The organism is Pseudomonas fortuita, assembly GCF_026898135.2.
Lineage (GTDB): Bacteria > Pseudomonadota > Gammaproteobacteria > Pseudomonadales > Pseudomonadaceae > Aquipseudomonas > Aquipseudomonas fortuita.
In genome coordinates this window covers 1,503,948-1,525,822 of sequence record NZ_CP114035.2, presented here as the reverse complement: position 1 = coordinate 1,525,822, position 21,875 = coordinate 1,503,948, and the positions used below count along the sequence as shown (strand labels likewise).

Here is a 21,875-nt window from a genome sequence, read left to right as displayed (position 1 = left end):
TGAATGTGTGACAGACCCACCAGTAGCCGGGGTTGATCGGCTATGCTTGCGCAGCGCAAGGAACGGGAAACCGGCTCGGGACTCATGGATATCAAGTTCACCAATCGCCTGTCATACAAGCAAGCCCGGTTGACAGTCCTGGTCGGCTTCATCCTGGGAACATTGCTCAGTCTCATCCAGATCGGCATCGATTATGCCAGCGAAGATGCGTCCATCAACCGTGAAGTGAATGCGTTGCTGCAAATCAGCCACAACCCGGCCTCGCGCATCGCCTACAACATCGACTCGGAGCTGGCGCTGGAGCTGACCCGCGGCTTGTTGCAGTCGCCGGCCATCATCCGTGCGCGGCTGATCGACAACAACGACACCGTGCTGGCCGACGTCGAGCGGCCCAGGCTGCAACACCGCTACCGGCCGCTGAGCGACTTCCTGTTCGGCGAGCAGCGCCAGTTCAAGGAACGCTTGTACCTGACCCACATGCCAGAGGAAAACCTGGGCACCCTGTACCTGGACGTCGACACCTTTGCCTTCGGCAGCCGCTTTCTCGAACGCGCCGGCATCACCCTGCTCAACGGTTTTGCCCGTAGCCTGGTGCTGACCGGCATTCTGCTGGCGCTGTTCTACATGATGCTGACCAAGCCACTGGTCACGGTGATCGGCGCGCTCAGCGGCAGCGACCCGCGCAAACCCCGGCAAACCCGCCTGGACTGCCCGCACGGCCACGAGCACGACGAAATTGGCGTGCTGGTGAAAGTCGCCAACCAGCAGTTCGTCAGCATGGCCACCGAGATCGAGCAGCGGCGCACCGCCGAAAACCGCCTTACCCAGTACCTGAACGAACTGGAAGACATCGTCTCGGCACGCACCAACGAGTTGAAGGCCAGCAACAACAGCCTGAGCCTGTCCAACCAGGAGCTGGAAGAAGCGCGCCGCCGCGCGCTGGACATGGCCCAGGCGCGTGCGGCGTTCCTGGCCAACATGAGCCACGAAATCCGCACCCCGCTAAACGGCATGCTCGGCATGATCGCCCTGGCCCTGGACAGCCCGCTACCCAGCGAGCAGCGCCAGCAACTGGCGATTGCCCACGACTCGGGCAAAGTACTGGTGGAGTTGCTGAACGATATCCTCGACCTGTCCAAGTTCGATGCCGGCCAGCTGGAGCTGGAACGCATTCCGTTCGACATGGGTTCGATGGTGGAGGACACCGCCAACCTGCTGTCTCAGAACACCGCACAGAGCGTGGAACTGACCTGCCTGATTGCCCGTGACTTCCCCAGCAGTGTGCTCGGCGACCCCACGCGGGTGCGGCAGATCGTCAGCAATCTGCTGTCCAACGCACTGAAGTTCACCCGCTTCGGCCGCGTCGATGTGCGCCTGGTGACTATCGTCGGCGGTGTCCGGCTAGAGGTGCGTGATACCGGCATCGGCATCCCTGAAGACGCCCAGGCACGGATCTTCCAGCCGTTTACCCAGGCCGGCGCCGGCATCACCCGCCAGTACGGCGGCACCGGCCTGGGCCTGGCGCTGACGCGCAACCTGTGCAAGGCCATGCAAGGCCATTTGCACATTCGCTCCGAAGCGGGCTTTGGCAGCTGCTTCAGCGCCGAGCTGCCGCTGGTCGTGCACACTGAAGCCATCGCACCGTTGCCGCTGCATGGGCGTGTGGCCGCCCTGAGCGATGCAGGCAGCGGGCTCAACGAACTGTTACAGGGCCTGCTGCCCGCCTGGGGTTTGACCTACCAGCGGCATGACAGCAGCGCGACGCTAGCCGCCACCGCGATGGACCTGCTGATCACCGACGACGTAGAGCGCCTGTTCGAACTGCGCCAAACGCTGAAAACCCCCATCTTGCTGGTGACCGCCTACGGCAACTTCCTGTCCAGCGAGCAATCCGCCGCCCTCGCCCCACTCCATCAACTGGCCCGGCCACTGGCGCGCAACGCCCTGTACCAGACCCTGCGCCGCACCCTGCAAGGCTTCGACCCCGAGCACCCGCTGGCCAGCCCGGCCATCAGCCTGGAGGCAGGCCGCGCGCGCATCTTGCTGGTGGAAGACAACCCCGTGAACCAGTTAGTGGCCAAGGGCATGCTGGCCAAGCTCGGCTGCCAGGTGCAACTGGCCACGCAGGGCGCCGAGGCCCTGGAGCAGCTGGAACGGGATGACTTCGACCTGGTGCTGATGGACTGCAACATGCCAGTGATGGACGGTTACGAAGCCAGCCGACGCATCCGCCAGAGCGGCCGCTGGCCCAACCTGCCAATCGTCGCCCTCACCGCCAACGCCATGCCCGAGGAGCGCGAGCGCTGCCGGACCGCGGGCATGAACGACTACCTGGCCAAGCCATTTCGCCGCGAAGAGCTACTGGCGCTGATCGATCACTGGGTTCCGCTCAGCGGCTAAGCAGGCGCTCGATGTCTGTTGCCAAGGCCTGTGGCTTGGTAGTGGGTGCATAACGCGACACCTGGCCGCTGGCCGGGTCGACCAGGAACTTGGTGAAGTTCCACTTGATCTTCTGGCTGCCCAAAATGCCCGGTGCGCGCTGCTTGAGCTCGACGAACAACGGGTGGGCGCCTGGGCCGTTGACTTCGACCTTGCGAAACAGCGGGAAGCTCACGCCAAAGTTGCGTTCGCAGAACTGCGCAATGTCCCGCGCGTCGCCCGGCTCCTGCTTGCCGAACTGGTTGCAGGGAAAGCCCAGCACCACCAGGCCGCGCTCGCGGTAGGCCTGCCACAGTTGCTCCAGGCCCTTGTACTGCGGGGTAAAGCCGCACTGGCTGGCGGTATTGACCACCAGCAACGCCTTGCCCGGGAAGTCGCCGAGCTTCTTTTGCTCGCCGCCCAGGGTCACGCAGGGGATGTCCAGCATCGATCCAGCCATGTCAGGGCTCCGGTCAGTCGCGCGGGCGCAAGTCGATGCACACCGAGTTGATACAGTAGCGCAGGCCAGTCGGTGGCGGGCCATCGGGGAACACGTGGCCCAGGTGCGCGTCGCAGCGGGCACAGGTGACTTCGGTACGGATCATGCCGTGGGAGGTGTCACGGATCTCGATCATCGCACTGTCTTCGATCGGCGCGTAGAAGCTGGGCCAGCCGCAGCCGGAATCGAACTTGGTCTGCGCATCGAACAGTTTCGCGTTGCAGCAGATGCAATGGTAGATGCCGTCTCGGCGCTCGCTGTTGTACTTGCCGCTGAACGGCCGCTCAGTGCCTTTTAGGCGGCATACCTGGTACTGCTCGGGGTCGAGCATCGACCGCCATTGCTCCAGGGTTTTTTCGATCTTTTGCATATGGAAACCTCGGCAGGCTGAATTTCACCTCGCACCGTCTTTTCCGGGGCGCGGGTGGCACGTATATTAGTTGGCTTCGTGTGCCAGGCGTTCAGTCTGGCACCCGCTTCCTGCCGTTACAAACCTTTCGGCGGGGCGTAGCGCGTTTTCTCATATCGGGATCCCATCATGCAGTTCAGCAAATCGAACAAGCTCGCCAATGTCTGCTATGACATTCGCGGCCCAGTGCTCAAGCACGCCAAGCGCCTGGAAGAGGAAGGCCACCGCATCCTCAAGCTGAACATCGGCAACCCAGCGCCGTTTGGCTTCGAGGCGCCCGATGAAATCCTCCAGGATGTGATCCGCAACCTGCCCACCGCGCAGGGCTACAGCGACTCCAAAGGCCTGTTCAGCGCACGCAAGGCCGTGATGCAGTACTGCCAGCAGAAGGAAATCGAAGGCGTCACCATTGAGGACATCTACCTCGGTAACGGCGTTTCCGAGCTGATTGTCATGTCGATGCAGGCGCTGCTGAACAACGGCGACGAAGTGCTGATCCCGGCCCCCGACTACCCGCTGTGGACGGCCGCCGTAAGCCTGGCCGGGGGCAAGCCGGTGCACTACCTGTGCGACGAGCAGGCCGACTGGTTCCCCGACCTTGAAGACATCAAGGCCAAGATCACCCCGAACACCAAGGCCCTGGTGATCATCAACCCGAACAACCCGACCGGCGCGGTGTACTCCAGGGAGCTGCTGCTGGGTATGCTGGAGCTGGCCCGCCAGCACAACCTGGTGGTGTTCTCCGACGAAATCTACGACAAGATTTTGTACGATGAAGCGGTACACATCAGCACCGCCTCGCTGGCACCAGACCTGCTGTGCCTGACTTTCAACGGCCTGTCCAAGTCTTACCGGGTGGCGGGCTTCCGTTCCGGCTGGCTGATCATCTCCGGGCCCAAGCACCACGCGCTCAGCTACATCGAAGGCATCGACATGCTGGCGAACATGCGCCTGTGCGCCAACGTGCCGGCCCAGCATGCCATCCAGACCGCACTGGGCGGCTACCAGAGCATCAACGACCTGGTGCTGCCGCCAGGCCGCCTGCTGGAGCAGCGCAACCGTACCTACGAGCTGCTAAACGATATCCCGGGTGTAAGCTGCGTGAAGCCGATGGGTGCGCTGTATGCCTTCCCGCGGATCGACCCGAAGGTGTGCCCGATCCTCAACGACGAGAAGTTCGCCCTGGACCTGCTGCTGTCGGAAAAGCTGCTGATCGTACAAGGTACGGCGTTCAACTGGCCGTGGCCGGACCACTTCCGCGTGGTGACCTTGCCGCGGGTGGATGACCTGGAAGCGGCGATTGGCCGGATCGGCAATTTCCTGCGGACGTATTCGCAGTAAATGATGGCCTCTTCGCAGCACCAGGCTGCGCCTACAGGTGTACGCGTTCTCCTGTAGGTGCAGCCTGGTGCTGCGAATGGGCTGCAAAGCAGCCCCTCGCACTCTCACAGGGTGTTTCTTACATCCTGCAACGCTCTATCCCACAGCTCCCGCGTCATCCTCTGCCATACTCCGCCGTACACAGTTTGAAATAGTCGGCCGATTGAATCGGCGCGACAGGCCCCTTATATACCCCGCAGTAAGCGACAATTCATCCGTCTGGAGAACGTAACAACCATGATGCGCATTCTGTTGTTTGTGGCCACCAACCTTGCGGTGGTGCTGGTTGCAAGCATTACCCTGAGCCTGTTCGGTTTCAACGGGTTCATGGCCGCCAACGGGGTCGACCTGAACCTCAGCAGCCTGCTGGTGTTCTGCGCCGTGTTCGGCTTTGCCGGCTCCCTCGTCTCGCTGTTCATCTCCAAGTGGATGGCAAAGATGAGCACCGGCACCCAGATCATCAGCCAGCCGCGCACCCGCCACGAGCAGTGGCTGTTGCAAACGGTCGAAGAGCTCTCCCGTGAAGCGGGTATCAAAATGCCCGAGGTGGGTATCTTCCCGGCGTACGAGGCCAACGCCTTCGCCACCGGCTGGAACCGCAACGACGCATTGGTAGCCGTGTCCCAGGGCCTGCTGGAGCGTTTCTCGCCCGATGAAGTGCGGGCGGTGCTGGCCCACGAAATCGGCCACGTGGCCAATGGCGACATGGTCACCCTGGCGCTGGTACAGGGCGTGGTGAACACCTTCGTGATGTTCTTCGCACGCATCATCGGCAACTTCGTCGACAAGGTCATCTTCAAGAACGAAGAAGGCCAAGGCATTGCCTACTACGTGGCGACCATCGTTGCCGAGCTGATCCTGGGCATCCTGGCCAGCATGATCGTGATGTGGTTCTCGCGCCGCCGCGAGTACCGCGCCGACGAAGCCGGTGCGCAACTGGCTGGCACCTCGGCCATGATCGGCGCCCTGCAGCGCCTGCGCGTGGAACAAGGCCTGCCAGTGCACATGCCAGACACCATGAAGGCCTTTGGCATCAACGGTGGCCTCAAGCACGGCCTGGCCGGGCTGCTGATGAGCCACCCGCCCCTGGAAGACCGTATCGAGGCCCTGCGCCGTCGCGGTTGATCCATCGGGTAATACAGAAAGGGCGACTTTGGTCGCCCTTTTTCGTATTACCGGCCAAGCCGGTAAACCCGCTCCAACAGACTGGAAACCCCGGCCTGCACAAACTTGGGGCTCTCCTGAATCACCTCTACCGCCTCCAGCTCATGCAGCTGCCACCCTGCAAACCCCTGCCGCACCTCTGCGTCCCCGACTGAAAACGGCGGCCCGGGCAGCAGTGACTGATCATAATCCAGGGTCACCACCAAACCCCGGCAATTGGCCGGCAGCAAAGCCGTCAGCGCCTGCATGTACATCGCGCGCATTTGCGCCGGCAGCGCAATCAGCGCCGCCCGGTCATACAGCCCCACGCAGTCGCCTATATCCTGCGCACGCAACGCAAAGAAATCACCACACCACAGCTCCACGTCACCACTGCGCCAAACTTCGAAGTCCCCGCGCTGCTGCACCTCGGCTTCAAGCCCGTGCTCGCCGAAGAAATCCTCTACCGCGCGCCGCGACAGCTCCACACCCAACACTCGGTACCCCTGCCCGGCCAGCCAGATCAAATCCAGGCTTTTGCCGCACAGCGGCACCAGCACTCGGCTACCAGACTCAAGGCCGAGTGACGGCCAGTGCGCCTGCAGGTACGAATTGACCTGCCCCTGATGAAAGCCGATCTGGTTATCGACCCACCGCTTGTGCCAGAAAGCTGGCTCCATGGTTGCTCCTTGTTTATCGAGTAAACCGATAGAAAACGCGTAAAACTTGCGATGGATATCGATCAGTTTCTGACCGAAGATGAGTGCATCTTAACCTTCAGGACCTTGCCATGCTGCCCAGCCTGTTCATTTCCCATGGTTCGCCCATGCTCGCCCTGCACCCGGGTGCCAGCGGGCCGGCCTTGGCCGGGCTGGCCAACAGCCTGCCACGCCCCAAGGCAATCGTGGTGGTGTCAGCGCACTGGGAAAGCCGTGAACTGCTGGTAACCAGCAGTGCACAGCCAGAAACCTGGCACGACTTCTACGGCTTTCCACCGGCATTGTATGCGGTGCAATACCCGGCGCCGGGCGAGCCTTCCCTGGCAGGCCAGGTCAGCGAGTTGCTGAAGGCTGCGGGGCTGCCAGCCCGGCTGGACGCCCAGCGGCCGTTCGACCACGGCGCCTGGGTACCGCTGTCGCTGATGTACCCGGACGCAAGCATTCCGGTGGTGCAGGTTTCCCTGCCCAGCCACATGGGGCCTGCGCTGCAGGTGAAGGTGGGCCAGGCGCTGGCGAACTTGCGTGCCGAGGGCATCTTGCTGGTGGGTTCGGGCAGCATCACCCATAACCTGGGGGAACTGGACTGGCATGCAGGGCCGGATGTGATCGAGCCATGGGCGCTGGCGTTCAGGGATTGGGTGGTGGAGCGGCTGCAGGAAGATGACCAAGCGGCATTGCTGGATTACCGGAAGCAGGCGCCACATGCTGTGCGTAACCATCCCAGTGATGAGCATTTGCTGCCGCTGTTCTTTGCCCTGGGGGCTGGGAGCAGGTTTGGCGTGGTGCATCAGGGGTTTACCCTAGGGGCGCTGGGGATGGATGTATATCGGTTCGACTGAAGGGCCTCTTCGCGGGCTTGCTCGCTCCCACAGGTCCTGCACAGGCATTGAAACCTGTGGAGTACCTGTGGGAGCGGGCAAGCCCGCGAAAGGGCCGGTACAGGCAAAAAAAATCCCCGACCTGGGCCGGGGATTTTTTTATAGCGCCAGGATCAATCCTCGCGGTAGCGACGCAGCTTCAGCTGCTTGCCAGCTACGCGGGTGTCCTTGAGCTTGGACAGCAGCTTCTCGAGGCCGTCTTCCGGCAGCTCGACCAGGCTGAAGCTGTCGCGAACCTGGATGCGACCGATGGCATCACGCGCCAGGCCACCCTCGTTGAGGATCGCGCCCAGCAGGTTCTTGGCAGCGATACCGTCGCGGGCACCCAGGGCGGTACGGCAACGTACACGGCCTTCGGCCAGCGGCAGCGGCGCACGGCGCTCGCGGTCACCGCGGTCAGGGCGCTCGCCACGCTCAGGACGCTCACCACGCTCACCACGCGGGGCACCAACGCCCGGCACCAGCGGCTGCTCACGCTCTACCGCAGCCAGGTCCAGCGCCTGGCCATTGGTGGCTTTGCGCAGCAAGGCCGAAGCCAGCGCACGTGCGCTGCAACCCAGGTCGGTGGTCAGGCGGTCGAACAGTTCACCGTGGGTGGCTTCTGCTTCGGCTACCAGCGGCGCCAGGCTCGAGGTCAGCTTCTTGATGCGGGCATCCAGCACGGCCTGGGCATTCGGCAGGCGGGCTTCGGCAACTTTCTGCCCGGTTACACGCTCGATCACCTGCAGCATGCGGCGCTCACGCGGGGTGACCAGCAGCAGCGCACGGCCTTCGCGACCGGCACGGCCAGTACGGCCGATACGGTGCACGTAGGACTCTGGGTCGTACGGCATGTCAACGTTGAACACGTGGGTGATGCGCGGTACGTCCAGACCACGGGCAGCGACGTCGGTGGCGACGACGATGTCCAGGCGGCCATCCTTGAGCGAGTCGATCACGCGCTCACGCTGGTTCTGGGCGATGTCGCCGTTCAGCGCGGCAGCCTTGTAGCCTTTGGCTTCCAGGGCGGCGGCCAGGTCCAGGGTGGCTTGCTTGGTACGCACGAAGGCGATCAGTGCGTCGAACTCTTCCACTTCCAGCAGACGCAGCACAGCCGGGATCTTCTGGTCGGCATGGACCATCAGGTGGGCTTGCTCGATCGCGGTTACGGTCTGGGTCTTGGTCTGGATCTTGACGTGCTTGGGCTCGCGCAGGTGGCGCTCGGCGATCGAACGGATCGACGACGGCAGGGTTGCGGAGAACAGTACGGTCTGACGGGTAGCCGGGATTGCGTCGAAGATCACTTCGAGGTCATCCATGAAGCCCAGCTTCAGCATCTCGTCGGCTTCGTCCAGTACCAGGTACTGCACGGTGGACAAGACTTTTTCGTCACGACGCAGGTGGTCGCACAGGCGGCCCGGGGTGGCGACGACGATTTGCGCGCCGTTGCGGATTGCACGCAGCTGTGGGCCCATCGGGGCACCACCGTATACGGCAACCACGTTCACGCCCGGCATCTGCTTGGCGTAGGTTTCGAAAGCGGTAGCTACTTGCAGCGCCAACTCACGGGTTGGCGCCAGGATCAGGGCTTGCGGTTCGCGCTTGCTCACATCGATCTTGTTGAGGATCGGCAGGGCGAAGGCAGCGGTCTTGCCGGTGCCCGTCTGCGCCTGGCCGATCATGTCGTGACCGGCGAGGATGATCGGGATCGATTGTTGCTGAATGGCGGACGGCTCTTCGTAGCCGGTAGCCACAACAGCAGCAACAATGTTCGGATTAAGATCGAGAGCGGCGAAGCCGCCGGTTTCCTGGGTCATGGGTCTGCCTCTAGGTGCATCCGCAAAGACCCATGCTCCAAAGCTGCACATGCCTTGAAAGACCGTCAGGTCACCCAGGCAGCTTTGGCGGCGGGGATTTGCGAAAACGATTGAAAAAGAAAACTTGGGAAGGTCCGCCTAGCGGACGCGCAGCCGAAGCTGGACTCGGAGGATTTGCACCACCTGATTTTGAGGTCCGCTAAAAGACCGGCGCGTACTATACCTGAAATAGCGGCAACCGTGAGGAATATTTTCAGGGGGCAAGGCCATTATCGGGCCATCAACCAATCCGCGCTGAATCGATAATTCCCTGAAGCCTCACCCGATCTGTGTGGGAGCGGCCTTGCGTCGCGAAAGGGGTGCGAAGCGCCCCCAGGATTTAAGCCACGCCGCATAGATTGCCGGGGCCGCTCTGCGGCCCTATCGCGACACAAGGCCGCTCCCACAAATGGCCGCGTCAGGCGTTCAAGTTGCTGGCCGAATCTCTTTGATCAACCCATCCAGGCTATAACCCAGCTGCGGCGCCAGTGCCTCGGCCCGGGCACGCAACCCCTCCAGATCCAGCACCTGCTCAAGATCAGCCGGCACCAGCAAGATCACATTACCCTCCTTCACCGGCAGCTCCCAGTAATGCCGATGGTACAGCCCGCGCAGCAATGCCGCGCCCAGCGGCTTGCCGTCGTCGGTAGCCCACTGGTTGATTACCAGCCAGCCGCCCGGGTTCAGTTGCTGCTGGCAGTTTTCCAGGAATTTCCATGCCAGGTGCCCCACGCCCGGCCCATGGTCGGTGTACAGGTCGACAAACAACAGGTCGGCCTTCTCCGCCGTGGGCAGCAACTCGATGGCATCACCGATGCGCACGTACAACCGAGGGTCATCATCCAGGCCCAGGTGCTCCATGGCCAGGCGCGGTACGTCCGGGCGCAGCTCGATGGCCTCGATGTCTTCAAGTGGCAGGAACTTCATGCAGGCCTGGGTCAGCGTGCCGGCACCCAGGCCAAGAAACAGCGCGCTCTCCGGCTGTTCATGGCACAACGCCCCCACCAGCATGGCGCGGGTGTAGTCGTACTCCAGCCAGCTGGGGTCGGCCGTGAACACACAGCTCTGCTCGATGGCATCGCCGAATTCCAGAAAGCGGTAGTCGTCGACTTCATACACGCTGATGACGCCAAAAGCGTCCTCTACCCGTGCCAGTAGCCGCTCTTCCCGTTCCGCCGTCATGCTTACCACCCACCCGCGCAAAACGCGCATTGTCCGTCAACACCCTTGATGCAACAAGCGCAGCGCCAACTGTTACCATGGCCTATAGCCTACAACCTACAAGACCGAGCCCGAGATGAACCGACCGTGGAGCCCTGACAGCTGGCGCGCCCTGCCGATCCAGCAGCAACCGACCTACCCCGATGCTGCGCACCTGCTGAAGGTTGAACAGACCCTCGCCAGCTACCCGCCGCTGGTGTTCGCGGGCGAGGCACGCGAGCTGCGCAGGCAGTTTGCCGAGGTTACCGAAGGCCGCGCCTTCCTGCTGCAAGGTGGCGACTGCGCCGAGAGCTTCGCCGAGTTCTCGGCGGCAAAAATCCGCGACACCTTCAAGGTGCTGCTGCAGATGGCCATTGTGATGACCTTTGCTGCCGGCTGCCCGGTGGTGAAGGTGGGGCGCATGGCCGGGCAGTTTGCCAAGCCGCGCTCCTCGGGCGATGAAACCATTGGCGACATCACCCTGCCCGCCTACCGCGGCGACATCGTCAACGGCATCGGTTTCGACGCCAAAAGCCGCATCCCCGACCCGGAGCGCCTGCTGCAGGCCTATCACCAGGCCACCGCCAGCCTCAATCTGCTGCGCGCCTTCGCCCAGGGCGGGTTTGCCGACCTGCACCAAGTGCACAAGTGGAACCTGGATTTCATCGCCAACTCGGCACTGGCCGACAAGTACCACCAACTGGCCAACCGCATCGACGAAACACTGGCATTCATGCGTGCCTGCGGCCTGGACAGCGCGCCGCAACTGCGCGAAACCAGCTTCTTCACTGCCCACGAAGCGCTGCTGTTGAACTATGAAGAAGCCTTCGTGCGCCAGGACAGCCTGACCGGCGACTACTACGACTGCTCGGCGCACATGCTGTGGATAGGCGACCGCACCCGCCAGCTCGACGGCGCCCACGTGGAGTTTTTGCGCGGCGTGCACAACCCGATCGGGGTCAAGGTCGGCCCGAGCATGAACCCCGAAGAGCTGATCCGCCTGATCGACACGCTGAACCCGGCCAACGACCCCGGGCGCCTGAACCTGATAGTGCGCATGGGCGCGAGCAAGGTTGGCGACCACCTGCCGGGGCTGATCCGCACCGTCGAGCGCGAGGGGCGCAAGGTGCTGTGGAGCTCCGACCCGATGCACGGCAATACCATCAAGGCCAGCAGCGGCTACAAGACGCGCGACTTTGCGCAGATCCTGGATGAGGTGAAGCAGTTCTTCCAGGTGCACCAGGCCGAGGGCAGCCATGCTGGCGGCATTCATATCGAGATGACCGGGCAGAATGTCACCGAATGCATCGGTGGCGCCCGGCCGATTACCGAGGATGCGTTGTCTGACCGGTATCACACCCATTGTGATCCGCGGATGAATGCCGATCAGTCGCTGGAACTGGCGTTTTTGATTGCCGAGACGTTGAAGCAAGTCCGGCGGTGAGGCTGGGGCGCATGCCTTGAGAAGCCAGGCGCCCGGCCCACACTCACTTCCTCAGCGGATCATCCCAGAAATGCCGCTCGGCCTCTTGCTGGATATCCGCCCGGCTCAACCCCAAGTCGTGCAAGGTTGCGTCACTGAGGCTGGCCAGCTCCTGGCGCTGGCGGTACAGCTGCAGCCAGCGCGCCGGACGCTGCAGGGCCGCATGCCACAGGTGGTTCAGGGAAAAGGCAGGTTGCTGGATGCTGCTGACATGACCTTTCATCGTGAAGCCCTCCGTGTTGGATGGCCTCAGTCTCGCGCCGGGCTTAAGATCAATCCAACGAATGTTTCTGATGCCATGCATCTCGGAGATTGATGCAATGTCCCAGTACCAGAGCCTCGATGCGGACGTATTGCGCACCTTCGTCGCCATCGCCGAGCAAGGCGGCTTTACGCGCGCCGGCGAAGTGGTCAACCGCACCCAATCGGCGGTGAGCATGCAGATGAAACGCCTGGAAGAAGACATCCTGCAGCGCCAGCTGTTCGAGCGCGACGGCCGCCAGGTTCGCCTCACCGCCGAGGGCCAGGTGCTGCTGGGCTATGCCCGACGCATCCTCAAGCTGCATGGCGAGGTGTTCAATACCCTGCGCATGCCGCACATGGTCGGGCTGGTGCGGATTGGCACGCCTGACGACTACGCCATGCGCTTTCTGCCGACCATCTTGTCGAGCTTTGCCCAGGCCTACCCGCTGGTGCAGGTGGAAGTGCATTGCGACTCTTCCAAGCAATTGATGCTGCGCCAGGACCTGGACCTGACCATTGTCACCCGCGAACCAGGTAACGAGGTGGGCCAATTGCTGCGCCAGGAACGCTTGGTGTGGGCCGCCGCCGAAGGCTTTTGCCCACAGGAACAGCGGCCGATGCCCGTGGCACTGTTCAATACCGACTGCTTCTGCCGGGCCTGGACCTGCAATGCACTGCAAGCACAAGGTATCGACTACCGCATTGCCTATACCAGCCCCAGCCTGGCGGCGATCTTTGCCATCGTCACGGCAGGGTTGGCAGTGACGGCGCAACTGCAAAGCCTGATTGGTGGCAATATCCGCATACTGGGTGAACAGGACGGGCTGCCGCAGTTGCCCTTAGCCAATGTGATGCTGGTGCGCAGTACGCAGAACCCCTCGCCGATTACCGACTGTATGGCCGACTACATCGTTGAGGGTTTCAAATAATTGGGGCTTGTGGGAGCGGGCTTGTCCCGCGAATGGGCCGCAACGCGGCCCCACAATCTCACAGTTCAAACCCCAGCATCACCGCACACACCACCAAAAACACACAGAACATCGCCCGCAGTACCTTCTCCGGCAACGCATGAGCCAGCTTCACCCCCCAGCTGATGCTGAGCAAACCACCCACCGCCAACGGAATCCCCACCGCCCAGTCGACACTGTGGTGCACCCCATAGGTCACCAACGTCACCAAAGTACTCGGCGCGGCCAGCGCCAGCGACAGCCCCTGCGCCACCACCTGGGTGGTGCCGAACACACTGGTCAGGATCGGCGTGGCCACCACCGCCCCGCCCACGCCGAACAAGCCGCCCATGGTGCCGGCAAAACTGCCCAGCACGCCCAGCCAGGGCCAGGCATAACGCAGTTCGGCACTGGGCGGCGATGCCTTCATGAACATGCGCGCCACGTTCCACACCGCCAGGGCGACCAGAAAGCCGACAAAGCCCAGGCGCATGGATTGCGCATCCAGCCCCACTGCCCAGATCGACCCCAGCCAGGCAAACAAAAAGCTGCACGCCGACAGCGGCAAGGCATGGCGCAGCTCGATGCGGTTGCGCTGGTGATAGCGCCATAACGCCAGCAGCACGTTCGGCACCACCATCACCAGCGCCGTACCCTGCGCCAACTGCTGGTCCAGACCAAACAGCACGCCCAGCGCGGGGATTGCGATCAGCCCCCCACCAATACCGAACAAGCCCCCCATGGTGCCCAAGGCAGCGCCCAGCACGATATACAACAACCACTCGATCATCAGGGCCTCGTTTGCCTGTACAGATAATGCGAGCATGCTAACGACTGTGTGCTGGCGGGGAAACGCACAGCAGCGCACAATGGCTATGCGTTATTCGCAAAAGCAAGGCAGCCATGAGCCCCGATACCCTGACCGACCAGTTGAGCCTGTTCCTCGATGTGTTGGAGGCTGGCAGTTTTTCCGCCGCCGCCCGCCGTCACCCGCTGACCCCGTCCGCTGTGGCCCGGCGCATCGACAACCTGGAAAGCGCCGTCGGCAGCCGCCTGTTCACCCGCAGCACCCATGCCGTGCGTGCCACACCCGCAGGCAATGCCTTTGCCGAACGGGCCAGGCGCATCATCGAGGAGCTGCGCCTGGCCCGGGCTGAAGCGGTATCGCTGAGCAACGCCCCCGAAGGCCTGATCCGCATCGACGCCCCCGCCGCGTTCGGCCGCCGCCATCTGGCCCCGGCCATCGCCGACTTCCTGGTGGCCTACCCCGGCCTGGATGTGCAACTGCGGTTGATCGACAGCTTCGTCGACCTGCAGGGCAGCCACCTGGGCGAGGTCGACCTGGTACTGCGTGCCGGCCCCTTGGCCGATACCCGGTTGGTCGCCACGCCGCTGGCTTACATGGTGCGCGTCGCCTGCGCCAGCCCCGCCTACCTGGCCAGCCGCGGCATGCCCACCTGCCCCAGCGAACTGCCTGGGCATGACGGCCTGGACTGGGACGGCCTGGCCCCGCCGTTCGCCTGGCGCTTCAACGTGGCCGGGCAAACGCGCCTGTACCGCCCCGCGCGCATGCGCATGGCCGCCAACAATGCCGAAACCTTGCTGTTCGGTGCGCTCGCCGGCTTAGGTGTTGCCCACCTGCCTACCTGGCTGATCAGCGAATACCTGCTGCGTGGCGAACTGGTTCCGCTGTTTTGCGACGGCGGCCTGCCAGCAGCCGAGACCAGCGGCATTTACGCACTACGGCTGGAACATGAAACGAACTCTCGCAGCCGTTTGCTGCTCGAATTCCTCAAGAGCCGCTACAGCCCGATTCCACCCTGGGACCTGGCCTTGCGCAGTGAACTGCGTGAGTAATGCGCGCACTAAAAATAAGCGTGCCAGAATTCCCCATTGATCAATTTCAAGGACCTGCATGAACGCCGACACCCAAGCCTCTTGCGACGAGCTGCTGCTGGACAACCAGGTCTGCTTCGCCCTGCACTCCACCTCGTTGCTGATGACCAAGGTCTACAAACCGCTGCTGCAAGCCTTGGGCCTGACCTACCCACAGTACCTGGCCATGCTGGTGCTGTGGGAGCGCGACGACCTGACAGTGGGCGAAATCAGCCAGCACCTGCTGACCGACCCGGGCTCCCTGACGCCACTGCTCAAGCGCCTGGAAAGTGAAGGCCTGCTGCAGCGTAACCGCAGCAGGGAGGACGAACGGGTAGTAATGGTGCAGCTGACTGAAAAGGGCCGCGCCCTGCAACAGCAGGCCAAAAAAGTGCCGCAGTGCATCCTCAAAGCCAGCGGGCGCAGCCTGGAGCAGTTGCAGCAACTGCAGGCCGACCTGCTGAACCTGCGCGAGAACCTGCAGAAAAACCTCTGACAGCTATGCTGTGCACTGGCCGTTCGGATGGACGGCAATGATTTATCTTGCGCGCAAACTAATTGCGCGCTAATTTAAATCCCACACCAATCCGCGCCCTCCTTGACCGGGAGCGCACAGCACATTAGCGAGGCTCAAGATGCAAAAGGTCACTCCGCTGTACATCGCAGAAGCTACCTCCACCGGTGGGCGCGACGGAAAATCGAAATCCAGCGACGGCAAGCTGGCAGTCAGCCTGAGCACGCCCAAGGAACTGGGCGGCGCAGGCGGTGACGGCACCAACCCCGAGCAGCTTTTCGCTGCCGGATACTCAGCCTGCTTCATCGGCGCCCTGAAGTTCGTGGCCGGGCAAGAGAAGAAGGCCCTGCCGGCAGATGCCTCGATCACCGCCAAGGTGGGCATTGGCCAGATCCCAGGCGGTTTCGGCCTGGACATCGACCTGCACATCAACCTGCCAGGCCTGCCCCAGACCGATGCCGAAGGCTTGGTGGAAAAGGCTCACAAAGTTTGTCCGTATTCCAACGCTACCCGCGGGAACGTGGATGTGCGCCTGCATGTGACGGTTTAAGTCGCAGGCACAAAAAACCCGGCCGAGGCCGGGTTTTTTGTGCACATTGCAAGAAGAATTACTTCTTGGCACGGCCTTTGTACGAACCGCCTTCGCGGGTATCGATTTCGATCAGGTCGTCGATTTCGATGAAGTCAGCAACGCTGAGTTCAGTACCGTTTGCCAGCTTGGCAGGCTTCATGACTTTGCCCGAAGTGTCGCCACGAGCCGAACCTTCGGTGTAGGCAACCTTACGCACGATGGTGGTCGGCAGCTCTACCGATACCAGACGGTCTTCGAAGAACACAGCTTCGCAGATGTCTTCCATGCCTTCTTCGATGAACGGCAGAACGGCCTCGATGTCTTCGGCGTTCAGCTCGTACATGGTGTAGTCGGTGGTGTCCATGAAGGTGTATGTGTCACCGCTGATGAACGACAGGGTCGCTTCTTTGCGATCCAGGATCACGTCGTCCAGCTTGTCGTCCGCACCGTATACGGTTTCGGTCTTGTAGCCGGTCAGCAGGTTCTTCAGCTTGGTCTTCATGATCGCGCTGTTACGGCCCGACTTGGTGAACTCAGCTTTTTGAACCAGCCACGGGTCGTTGTCGATCCGCAGGACGGTACCGGGTTTCAGTTCTTTACCAGTTTTCATTACGAAGTATCCGAATCTGGATGGATTTATAAAAATCGAGGCCGCGTATCATAGCGAATTTCGGTAAAAGTGTACTAGCGCTGTGGCAAGGTCCGGCTGAGCGGCCTGTCGCACCGCCCAAAGCCGGGCATGCCGTTGCAGTTCTGGCCAGTGCTGGCGGGCTGCCTGCCACGCCTGGCCCATGTCGCAGTCCATGTTCCAGGCACGCCACAGGCCCAGCAGGGCGGCATCGGCTTCATCTGACAGGCCGCGTCGATAATGCGCCAGAAACGCTTCGAGCTTTTCCCAGTGGGCGTTCTCGTCCTGCACATAGATGTGCCACAGCATCGGCTGCCCGGCCCACTGCGCCCGCACGAACGAGTCTTCACCACGCACCGCGTTGAAATCGCAACTCCACAGCAGCCGGTCGAAGTCGTCCTGGCTGACGAACGGCAGCACCTGCACGGTCAGCGCGCCCCGCTTGCGCACGCTGCCCACCTGCAGCGGCACCTCGCCAAGCCACTGGCTCAGCCCCGCCACGATACGCCCTTGCGGTACCAGCAGGTGGCACGGTTGCGCGCCTGTGGCCAAGGCATTCAGCCAGCTGGCCAACTGCGTGTTTTCGTAGGCAAACAGCGATATCAGCAATGCCCCCTGCTCGGGCGCTACCCCAAGCTCCTGCAGAAACGCCTGGCGTGCCCCGGCCGACTGCTGGAAGGCATCACGCCGCGCCAGCAGCGAGCCCTCGCGTAGCAGGCCGCCGGTTTTTTCGGTAAAGCCGGGGAAGAAAAACACCTTGCGCAGGCCATTGGGCTGCGGCGAAGGCAAGCCATGGCAGCCCTCCACCCAGTCCTCGGCACTGAGGTATTCAAGGTTCAGCCACAGCGGCGGCGTGGCGCAGGCACGCATTGCATCTACATAGGCCGCCGGCAACTGGCACGCGAAGGCGCCGATCACCCCATCGGCCGGTGCCACCGGCAGCCAGGCCGCAGGCCACTGACGCACATCCACACCGTGCTGCCACTGCTGCGCGGCGCTGGCATCAGCCCCTGGGCACATGGGCGTGAACGCGTTCAGGTCATCTACCCACAGGCGCACCGCCAGGCCATGCTCAGCCACCAGTTGCCGGGCCAGGCGCCAGGTCACGCCTATGTCGCCGTAGTTGTCGACGACGCTGCAGAAAATGTCCCAGGTGGCTTTCACCCGCCCCTCCCGTTCTGGTGCAAAAAACGCGAATTCTGCGGATAAATTGTCGCCGACAAAAGCACCCGCACGGAAAAATGCTCAAGTGCATGCGACAATGTACCCCGACCTACCCTGCCAGGAGGCTGCCATGGCCCGCCACCGTGAACTCAAGATCACCCTCAAGCCGCTGCCGTTGATTGTGTGCGTTGCCTTTGGCCTGTGGCTGGGCGCCGTGGCCATTGCCGCGAGCCTGTGGCTGGCGCTGCAACTGTGGCCACAGCAGGTGCAGCCGCTGGCCCAGGCCGTGGCCCCCGGTGTGTACCGGCCTGCCGCCCCCCCGGCGCCAGCCCCGGCACAAGACGCCCAGGCCGAGATGTTCGAGCACTACAAGGGCATTCTGCGCAAACAGGAACTGCAACAGGCCGCCGAGGCCGCGCAGGGCAACCCGCGCAACCTCAACAGCCCCAAATGCCAGTTCTGGATGCAGCAGAACCGCACCGCCCCCACCGACAAAAGCCAGGCCAACGTGCTGGAGTTCTGTTACTGACCATGGACAAGACCCGCCTGCTGGCGCAGATCGTCGCCACCCTCGAGCATGACCTTGACGTGCTGACCCGCGCGGCGCAAAGCGCCTACGAAACTGCCACCGCCGAAGAGAACATTGCCGAGAACAAGTACGACACCCTGGGCCTGGAAGCTTCGTACCTGGCCACCGGCCAGGCCCGCCGCAGCGCCGAGATCCGCCAGGCGCTGCTGACCTACCAGCAATTGCTGCTGCGCGACCATGACCCGGCGCGCGGGGTGCAGATCAGCAACCTGGTGACCCTGGAAGATGACGCTGGCGGGCAGCGCCGGTTGTTCCTCGGGCCTGAGGCGGCGGGGTTGAAGATTGGTGAGGGGGATGAGCGGGTGACCGTGATCACCCCGCGCTCACCGCTGGGGCAGCAATTGATGGGCAAGCGGGTGGATGATGAGGTGAGCCTGGGAGCGCAGGCATTGTTCATTACGGGTATTGCCTGACCGGGCCCTACCGCCGGCAAGCCAGCTCCCACAGGATTACCACAGGCCTGAATACTGCAGGCTCCCTGTGGGAGCTGGCTTGCCGGCGATAAGTCTCGGTCAGGCAAAACACACCTAAAGGGTTTGCAAGGCATCGAACCGCCCCGCCAACCCCTGTTCGGCAAACTGCTCCACCACAAAATCGATAAACGCCCGGGTCTTGCCCGGCATCAGCTTGTGCTCGGCGAAATACAGGCTGATATGCCCGTCATCCACGTACCAGTCAGGCAACACCCGCCGCAGCCGCCCTGCCTGCAGGTATGGCACGGCAAATGGCAGGCTCACCAGGGCAATCCCCAGCCCCTGCTCGGCCACCGCGCACGCCGCGTCCGAATCGCTCATGGTCATCGCCTGGCGCAGTTGCATCGGCTGCTGCGCCTGCCAGCGGCTGGTCAAAGGCCACGAGCGCACCCGCCCGGTCTGCGGTGAGCGGATCAGGATGCCGTCGTGCCGCTGCAGCACCTGCGGGTCGTCAATCGGTGCGTGCCGCTGCAGGTAGGCCGGTGCTGCCACCAACACCCGGTGGGCCGGGGTCAGCTTGCGCGCCACCACCCCCGGCGGCAGATCGAAACCACCGCCAATCGCTGCATCGAAGCCCTGGCCGATCAGGTCGACCTGGCGGTTGTCGAAATGCCAATCCGGGGTAATCGCCGGATAACGCCGTAAAAACTCACCCAGCAAGGGCAACACATACAAGCGCCCGAACACAGTGCCCATGCTCACCCGCAACAACCCGGCCGGCTGGCCTTCGGCGCTGGCCAGGTTGGCCACGGCATACTGGATGGTACGAAAGCTGTCGCTGACTTCGCCCAGAAAACGCTGCCCCGCCTCAGTCAGGGTCAGCTTGCGGGTACTACGCTGGAACAACCGCACGCCCAGGCGCGCCTCCAGCTGAGCCACGTGCTTGCCCACGGCGGCGGGGGTAATGCTCAGGCGCCTGGCAGCTTCGGCAAAGCTGCCGACCTCGGCACTGCGGATGAAGCACTCCAACGCGTTGAACGATTCCACGGCCATCATTGCCAACCCAAGGTTTACTCTGCTGATAGTGATTGCCATCTTATCAGCAGGTAATCAAGCGCCGATACTTTGCCCATCCAAGGCATTTCGGCCTGGCTTCCAGCAGGAGATCAGCATGTCCAAGCAACTTTCACTCGAAGGCAAAGTGGCCCTGGTTCAGGGCGGTTCCCGCGGCATAGGCGCAGCCATCGTGCGCCGCCTGGCACGCGAAGGTGCGCACGTGGCCTTCACCTATGTCAGCTCCGCCGGCCCGGCAGAAGACCTGGCCCGCGAGATTACCGAAAACGGCGGCAAAGCCTTGGCCCTGCGGGCCGACAGCGCCGACGCAGCCGCCGTGCAACTGGCAGTGGATGACGCCGTGAAGGCCTTTGGCAGGCTGGATATCTTGGTCAACAACGCCGGTGTGCTGGCGGTAGCACCGGTGACCGAGTTCGACCTGGCCGACTTTGACCGCATGCTGGCGGTGAACGTACGCAGCGTGTTTGTCGCCAGTCAGGCCGCAGCCCGTTACATGGGCCAGGGCGGGCGCATCATCAATATTGGCAGCACCAACGCCGAGCGCATGCCATTTGCCGGCGGTGCGCCTTATGCCATGAGCAAGTCGGCGCTGGTTGGCCTGACCCGTGGCATGGCGCGTGATCTGGGGCCACAGGGCATTACCGTGAACAACGTGCAGCCGGGGCCGGTGGACACCGACATGAACCCCGCCAGTGGCGAGTTTGCCGAGAGCCTGATCCCGTTGATGGCGATTGGACGGTATGGCGAGCCGGAAGAAATTGCCGGCTTTGTGGCTTACCTTGCTGGGCCAGAGGCGGGGTATATCACCGGGGCAAGCCTCACGATTGATGGTGGGTTTGCCGCTTGAATTGATGGGTTGCCTGTTTCGGCCCATTGCCGGCAAGCCAGCGCCCACAAGATCACCACAGGCCTTGAACCCGTGGGGTTCCCGTGGGCGCTGGCTTGCCGGCAATGGGGCCAGAACAGGCTCAATCATTGCCCCCCAGATGCTGTTCCATCACCTCCAGAAACGCCCGGGCAGCAGGCGTCGGGCTGGAGGACCACACGGCATACAGGTGCCGCACCGGCGCATCTACCAACCGCGCCAGTGCCACACCTTCGAAACCCTGGGCCACCCGTTCCGGCACCAGGCCCACCGCCATGCCCCGCTGCACGAACTTTTCCACCAGGCGCACATGGCCGATCTCGAATTGCACCCGATGCTGCAGCCCCGCTGCCTGAAACGCCTCATCTGTCTGGCGCCGCGCCCCGGTGCCTTCGGGGAAATCCACCAGCACTTCATCCGCCAGATCGGCCAAAGCCAGCTGCCCGCAGCCGGCCAGCCGATGATCAACCGGCAACAACGCCACCAGTTCCTCCCTGGCCAGCAACCGATGCTGCACGCCCTGCACCACCTCGCCCTGCCACAGGCCAATGAAACCAACGTCCAGGCGCCGCTCGACCACATCGGCTATCAGCCATTCGCTCTTGGCCGTGATCCAGCGCACATCCACATCCGGGAATCGTCCGTGGAACACGGCCAGCAAGTCGACCAGGTCCAGCGCCGTGAGCGAGCTGATTTCCCCTATCGCCAGCCGCCCGCGCACCTGCCCGCATGCCGCCGCCACGTCATCGGCAATGCGCCGGGCCGCGTCCACCGCCGGCCGCGCGCTGAGCACAAAGGCCTCACCGGCAGGCGTCAGGCGCACCCGCCGCGAACTGCGCTCAAAAAGGCTTACACCCAGCTGCGCTTCCAGCCGCGCCACCTGGTGGCTGAGCGCCGACTGCACCACATGGCAGCGCTCAGCGGCACGGGTAAAACTGCCAGTGTCGGCCACGGCGAGGGCGTATTCGAGCTGCTTGAGGTTCATCGATCTATCTGCTTTCAAGATGGATAAGTTGAAAACTATACAT

General features: G+C 62.9%; 23 protein-coding genes. 12 read left to right on the top strand and 11 right to left on the bottom strand.

The features are described from left to right. Positions 1-42 precede the first annotated feature (42 nt). On the top strand, positions 43-2,400 hold the full coding sequence (locus OZ911_RS06950; protein ID WP_016485455.1) for a hybrid sensor histidine kinase/response regulator: 2,358 nt from the start codon (positions 43-45) through the stop codon (positions 2,398-2,400). Here the strand turns inward: OZ911_RS06950 and OZ911_RS06945 are convergent. Beyond that, a complete protein-coding gene (locus OZ911_RS06945; RefSeq protein WP_016485454.1) occupies positions 2,390-2,878 on the bottom strand; it encodes a glutathione peroxidase in 489 nt (162 codons plus the stop codon). The genes OZ911_RS06950 and OZ911_RS06945 overlap by 11 nt on opposite strands. Positions 2,879-2,891: 13 nt before the next feature. Next, the gene (gene msrB, locus OZ911_RS06940) at positions 2,892-3,287 is read right to left on the bottom strand and encodes a peptide-methionine (R)-S-oxide reductase MsrB (protein ID WP_016485453.1); all 396 of its coding nucleotides are present in this window, start codon (positions 3,285-3,287) and stop codon (positions 2,892-2,894) included. Positions 3,288-3,455: 168 nt separating this feature from the next. Between msrB and OZ911_RS06935 the strand changes: the two genes are divergently transcribed. Both OZ911_RS06935 and htpX read left to right on the top strand, forming a co-directional pair. Continuing rightward, positions 3,456-4,667: a pyridoxal phosphate-dependent aminotransferase gene (locus OZ911_RS06935; protein ID WP_016485452.1), complete on the top strand. Its 1,212-nt coding sequence runs from the start codon at positions 3,456-3,458 to the stop codon at positions 4,665-4,667. 276 nt (positions 4,668-4,943) lie between these two features. After that, entirely contained in the window at positions 4,944-5,831 is an 888-nt protein-coding gene (htpX, locus tag OZ911_RS06930) for a protease HtpX (RefSeq protein ID WP_012271122.1), read from the top strand. 47 nt (positions 5,832-5,878) lie between these two features. Here the strand turns inward: htpX and OZ911_RS06925 are convergent, their stop codons facing one another. Next, the gene (locus tag OZ911_RS06925) at positions 5,879-6,529 is read right to left on the bottom strand and encodes a thiopurine S-methyltransferase (RefSeq protein WP_016485450.1); all 651 of its coding nucleotides are present in this window, start codon (positions 6,527-6,529) and stop codon (positions 5,879-5,881) included. 110 nt (positions 6,530-6,639) lie between these two features. Between OZ911_RS06925 and OZ911_RS06920 the strand changes: the two genes are divergently transcribed. Then, on the top strand, positions 6,640-7,407 hold the full coding sequence (locus OZ911_RS06920; RefSeq protein ID WP_023048948.1) for a DODA-type extradiol aromatic ring-opening family dioxygenase: 768 nt from the start codon (positions 6,640-6,642) through the stop codon (positions 7,405-7,407). Positions 7,408-7,559: 152 nt separating this feature from the next. On the opposite strand, the gene OZ911_RS06915 is transcribed toward OZ911_RS06920, so the two are convergent. After that, the gene (locus OZ911_RS06915) at positions 7,560-9,242 is read right to left on the bottom strand and encodes a DEAD/DEAH box helicase (RefSeq protein ID WP_016485448.1); all 1,683 of its coding nucleotides are present in this window, start codon (positions 9,240-9,242) and stop codon (positions 7,560-7,562) included. 465 nt (positions 9,243-9,707) lie between these two features. Beyond that, a complete protein-coding gene (locus tag OZ911_RS06910; RefSeq protein WP_016485447.1) occupies positions 9,708-10,463 on the bottom strand; it encodes a spermidine synthase in 756 nt (251 codons plus the stop codon). A 115-nt stretch (positions 10,464-10,578) separates the two neighbouring features. On the opposite strand from OZ911_RS06910, the gene OZ911_RS06905 reads away from it, so the two are divergent. Beyond that, positions 10,579-11,925, top strand: a complete 1,347-nt coding sequence (locus tag OZ911_RS06905; protein ID WP_016485446.1) for a class II 3-deoxy-7-phosphoheptulonate synthase — start codon at positions 10,579-10,581, stop codon at positions 11,923-11,925. 43 nt (positions 11,926-11,968) lie between these two features. Here OZ911_RS06905 and OZ911_RS06900 read toward each other — a convergent pair whose 3' ends face one another. Beyond that, the gene (locus tag OZ911_RS06900) at positions 11,969-12,187 is read right to left on the bottom strand and encodes a DUF1127 domain-containing protein (protein WP_013971536.1); all 219 of its coding nucleotides are present in this window, start codon (positions 12,185-12,187) and stop codon (positions 11,969-11,971) included. A 97-nt stretch (positions 12,188-12,284) separates the two neighbouring features. On the opposite strand from OZ911_RS06900, the gene OZ911_RS06895 reads away from it, so the two are divergent. Further along, on the top strand, positions 12,285-13,136 hold the full coding sequence (locus OZ911_RS06895; RefSeq protein ID WP_024717728.1) for a LysR substrate-binding domain-containing protein: 852 nt from the start codon (positions 12,285-12,287) through the stop codon (positions 13,134-13,136). Between the two features lie 58 nt (positions 13,137-13,194). Here OZ911_RS06895 and OZ911_RS06890 read toward each other — a convergent pair whose 3' ends face one another. Beyond that, positions 13,195-13,944 (bottom strand): sulfite exporter TauE/SafE family protein, encoded by a 750-nt coding sequence (locus OZ911_RS06890; protein WP_024717729.1) that lies wholly within the window; start codon positions 13,942-13,944, stop codon positions 13,195-13,197. A gap of 113 nt (positions 13,945-14,057) precedes the next feature. On the opposite strand from OZ911_RS06890, the gene OZ911_RS06885 reads away from it, so the two are divergent. The 3 genes from OZ911_RS06885 to OZ911_RS06875 all read left to right on the top strand — a co-directional run bounded on the left by OZ911_RS06885 (position 14,058) and on the right by OZ911_RS06875 (position 16,093). Continuing rightward, entirely contained in the window at positions 14,058-15,011 is a 954-nt protein-coding gene (locus tag OZ911_RS06885; RefSeq protein WP_070086822.1) for a LysR family transcriptional regulator, read from the top strand. A gap of 58 nt (positions 15,012-15,069) precedes the next feature. Continuing rightward, a complete protein-coding gene (locus tag OZ911_RS06880) occupies positions 15,070-15,525 on the top strand; it encodes a MarR family winged helix-turn-helix transcriptional regulator (RefSeq protein WP_023048337.1) in 456 nt (151 codons plus the stop codon). Positions 15,526-15,664: 139 nt separating this feature from the next. Beyond that, entirely contained in the window at positions 15,665-16,093 is a 429-nt protein-coding gene (locus OZ911_RS06875; protein ID WP_023048336.1) for an organic hydroperoxide resistance protein, read from the top strand. Between the two features lie 58 nt (positions 16,094-16,151). Here the strand turns inward: OZ911_RS06875 and OZ911_RS06870 are convergent, their stop codons facing one another. Together OZ911_RS06870 and earP are read right to left on the bottom strand one after the other, a co-directional pair. Beyond that, positions 16,152-16,724 (bottom strand): elongation factor P, encoded by a 573-nt coding sequence (locus OZ911_RS06870; RefSeq protein WP_016485440.1) that lies wholly within the window; start codon positions 16,722-16,724, stop codon positions 16,152-16,154. Between the two features lie 48 nt (positions 16,725-16,772). After that, positions 16,773-17,906, bottom strand: a complete 1,134-nt coding sequence (gene earP / locus OZ911_RS06865) for an elongation factor P maturation arginine rhamnosyltransferase EarP (RefSeq protein WP_070086823.1) — start codon at positions 17,904-17,906, stop codon at positions 16,773-16,775. Positions 17,907-18,036: 130 nt separating this feature from the next. Here earP and OZ911_RS06860 point away from each other — a divergent pair, with 130 nt between their 5' ends. Both OZ911_RS06860 and OZ911_RS06855 read left to right on the top strand, forming a co-directional pair. Then, positions 18,037-18,435 (top strand): hypothetical protein, encoded by a 399-nt coding sequence (locus tag OZ911_RS06860; protein ID WP_016485438.1) that lies wholly within the window; start codon positions 18,037-18,039, stop codon positions 18,433-18,435. 2 nt (positions 18,436-18,437) lie between these two features. Then, positions 18,438-18,908, top strand: a complete 471-nt coding sequence (locus OZ911_RS06855; protein ID WP_016485437.1) for a GreA/GreB family elongation factor — start codon at positions 18,438-18,440, stop codon at positions 18,906-18,908. Positions 18,909-19,022: 114 nt separating this feature from the next. On the opposite strand, the gene OZ911_RS06850 is transcribed toward OZ911_RS06855, so the two are convergent. Further along, positions 19,023-19,961 carry a LysR family transcriptional regulator gene (locus OZ911_RS06850; protein ID WP_024717730.1) on the bottom strand — a complete coding sequence of 313 codons (939 nt, stop codon included), beginning with the start codon at positions 19,959-19,961 and terminating at the stop codon, positions 19,023-19,025. A gap of 118 nt (positions 19,962-20,079) precedes the next feature. On the opposite strand from OZ911_RS06850, the gene OZ911_RS06845 reads away from it, so the two are divergent. After that, a complete protein-coding gene (locus OZ911_RS06845; protein WP_070086824.1) occupies positions 20,080-20,829 on the top strand; it encodes a 3-oxoacyl-ACP reductase family protein in 750 nt (249 codons plus the stop codon). A 121-nt stretch (positions 20,830-20,950) separates the two neighbouring features. Here the strand turns inward: OZ911_RS06845 and OZ911_RS06840 are convergent, their stop codons facing one another. After that, positions 20,951-21,832 carry a LysR family transcriptional regulator gene (locus OZ911_RS06840; protein ID WP_145913227.1) on the bottom strand — a complete coding sequence of 294 codons (882 nt, stop codon included), beginning with the start codon at positions 21,830-21,832 and terminating at the stop codon, positions 20,951-20,953. Positions 21,833-21,875 lie beyond the last annotated feature (43 nt).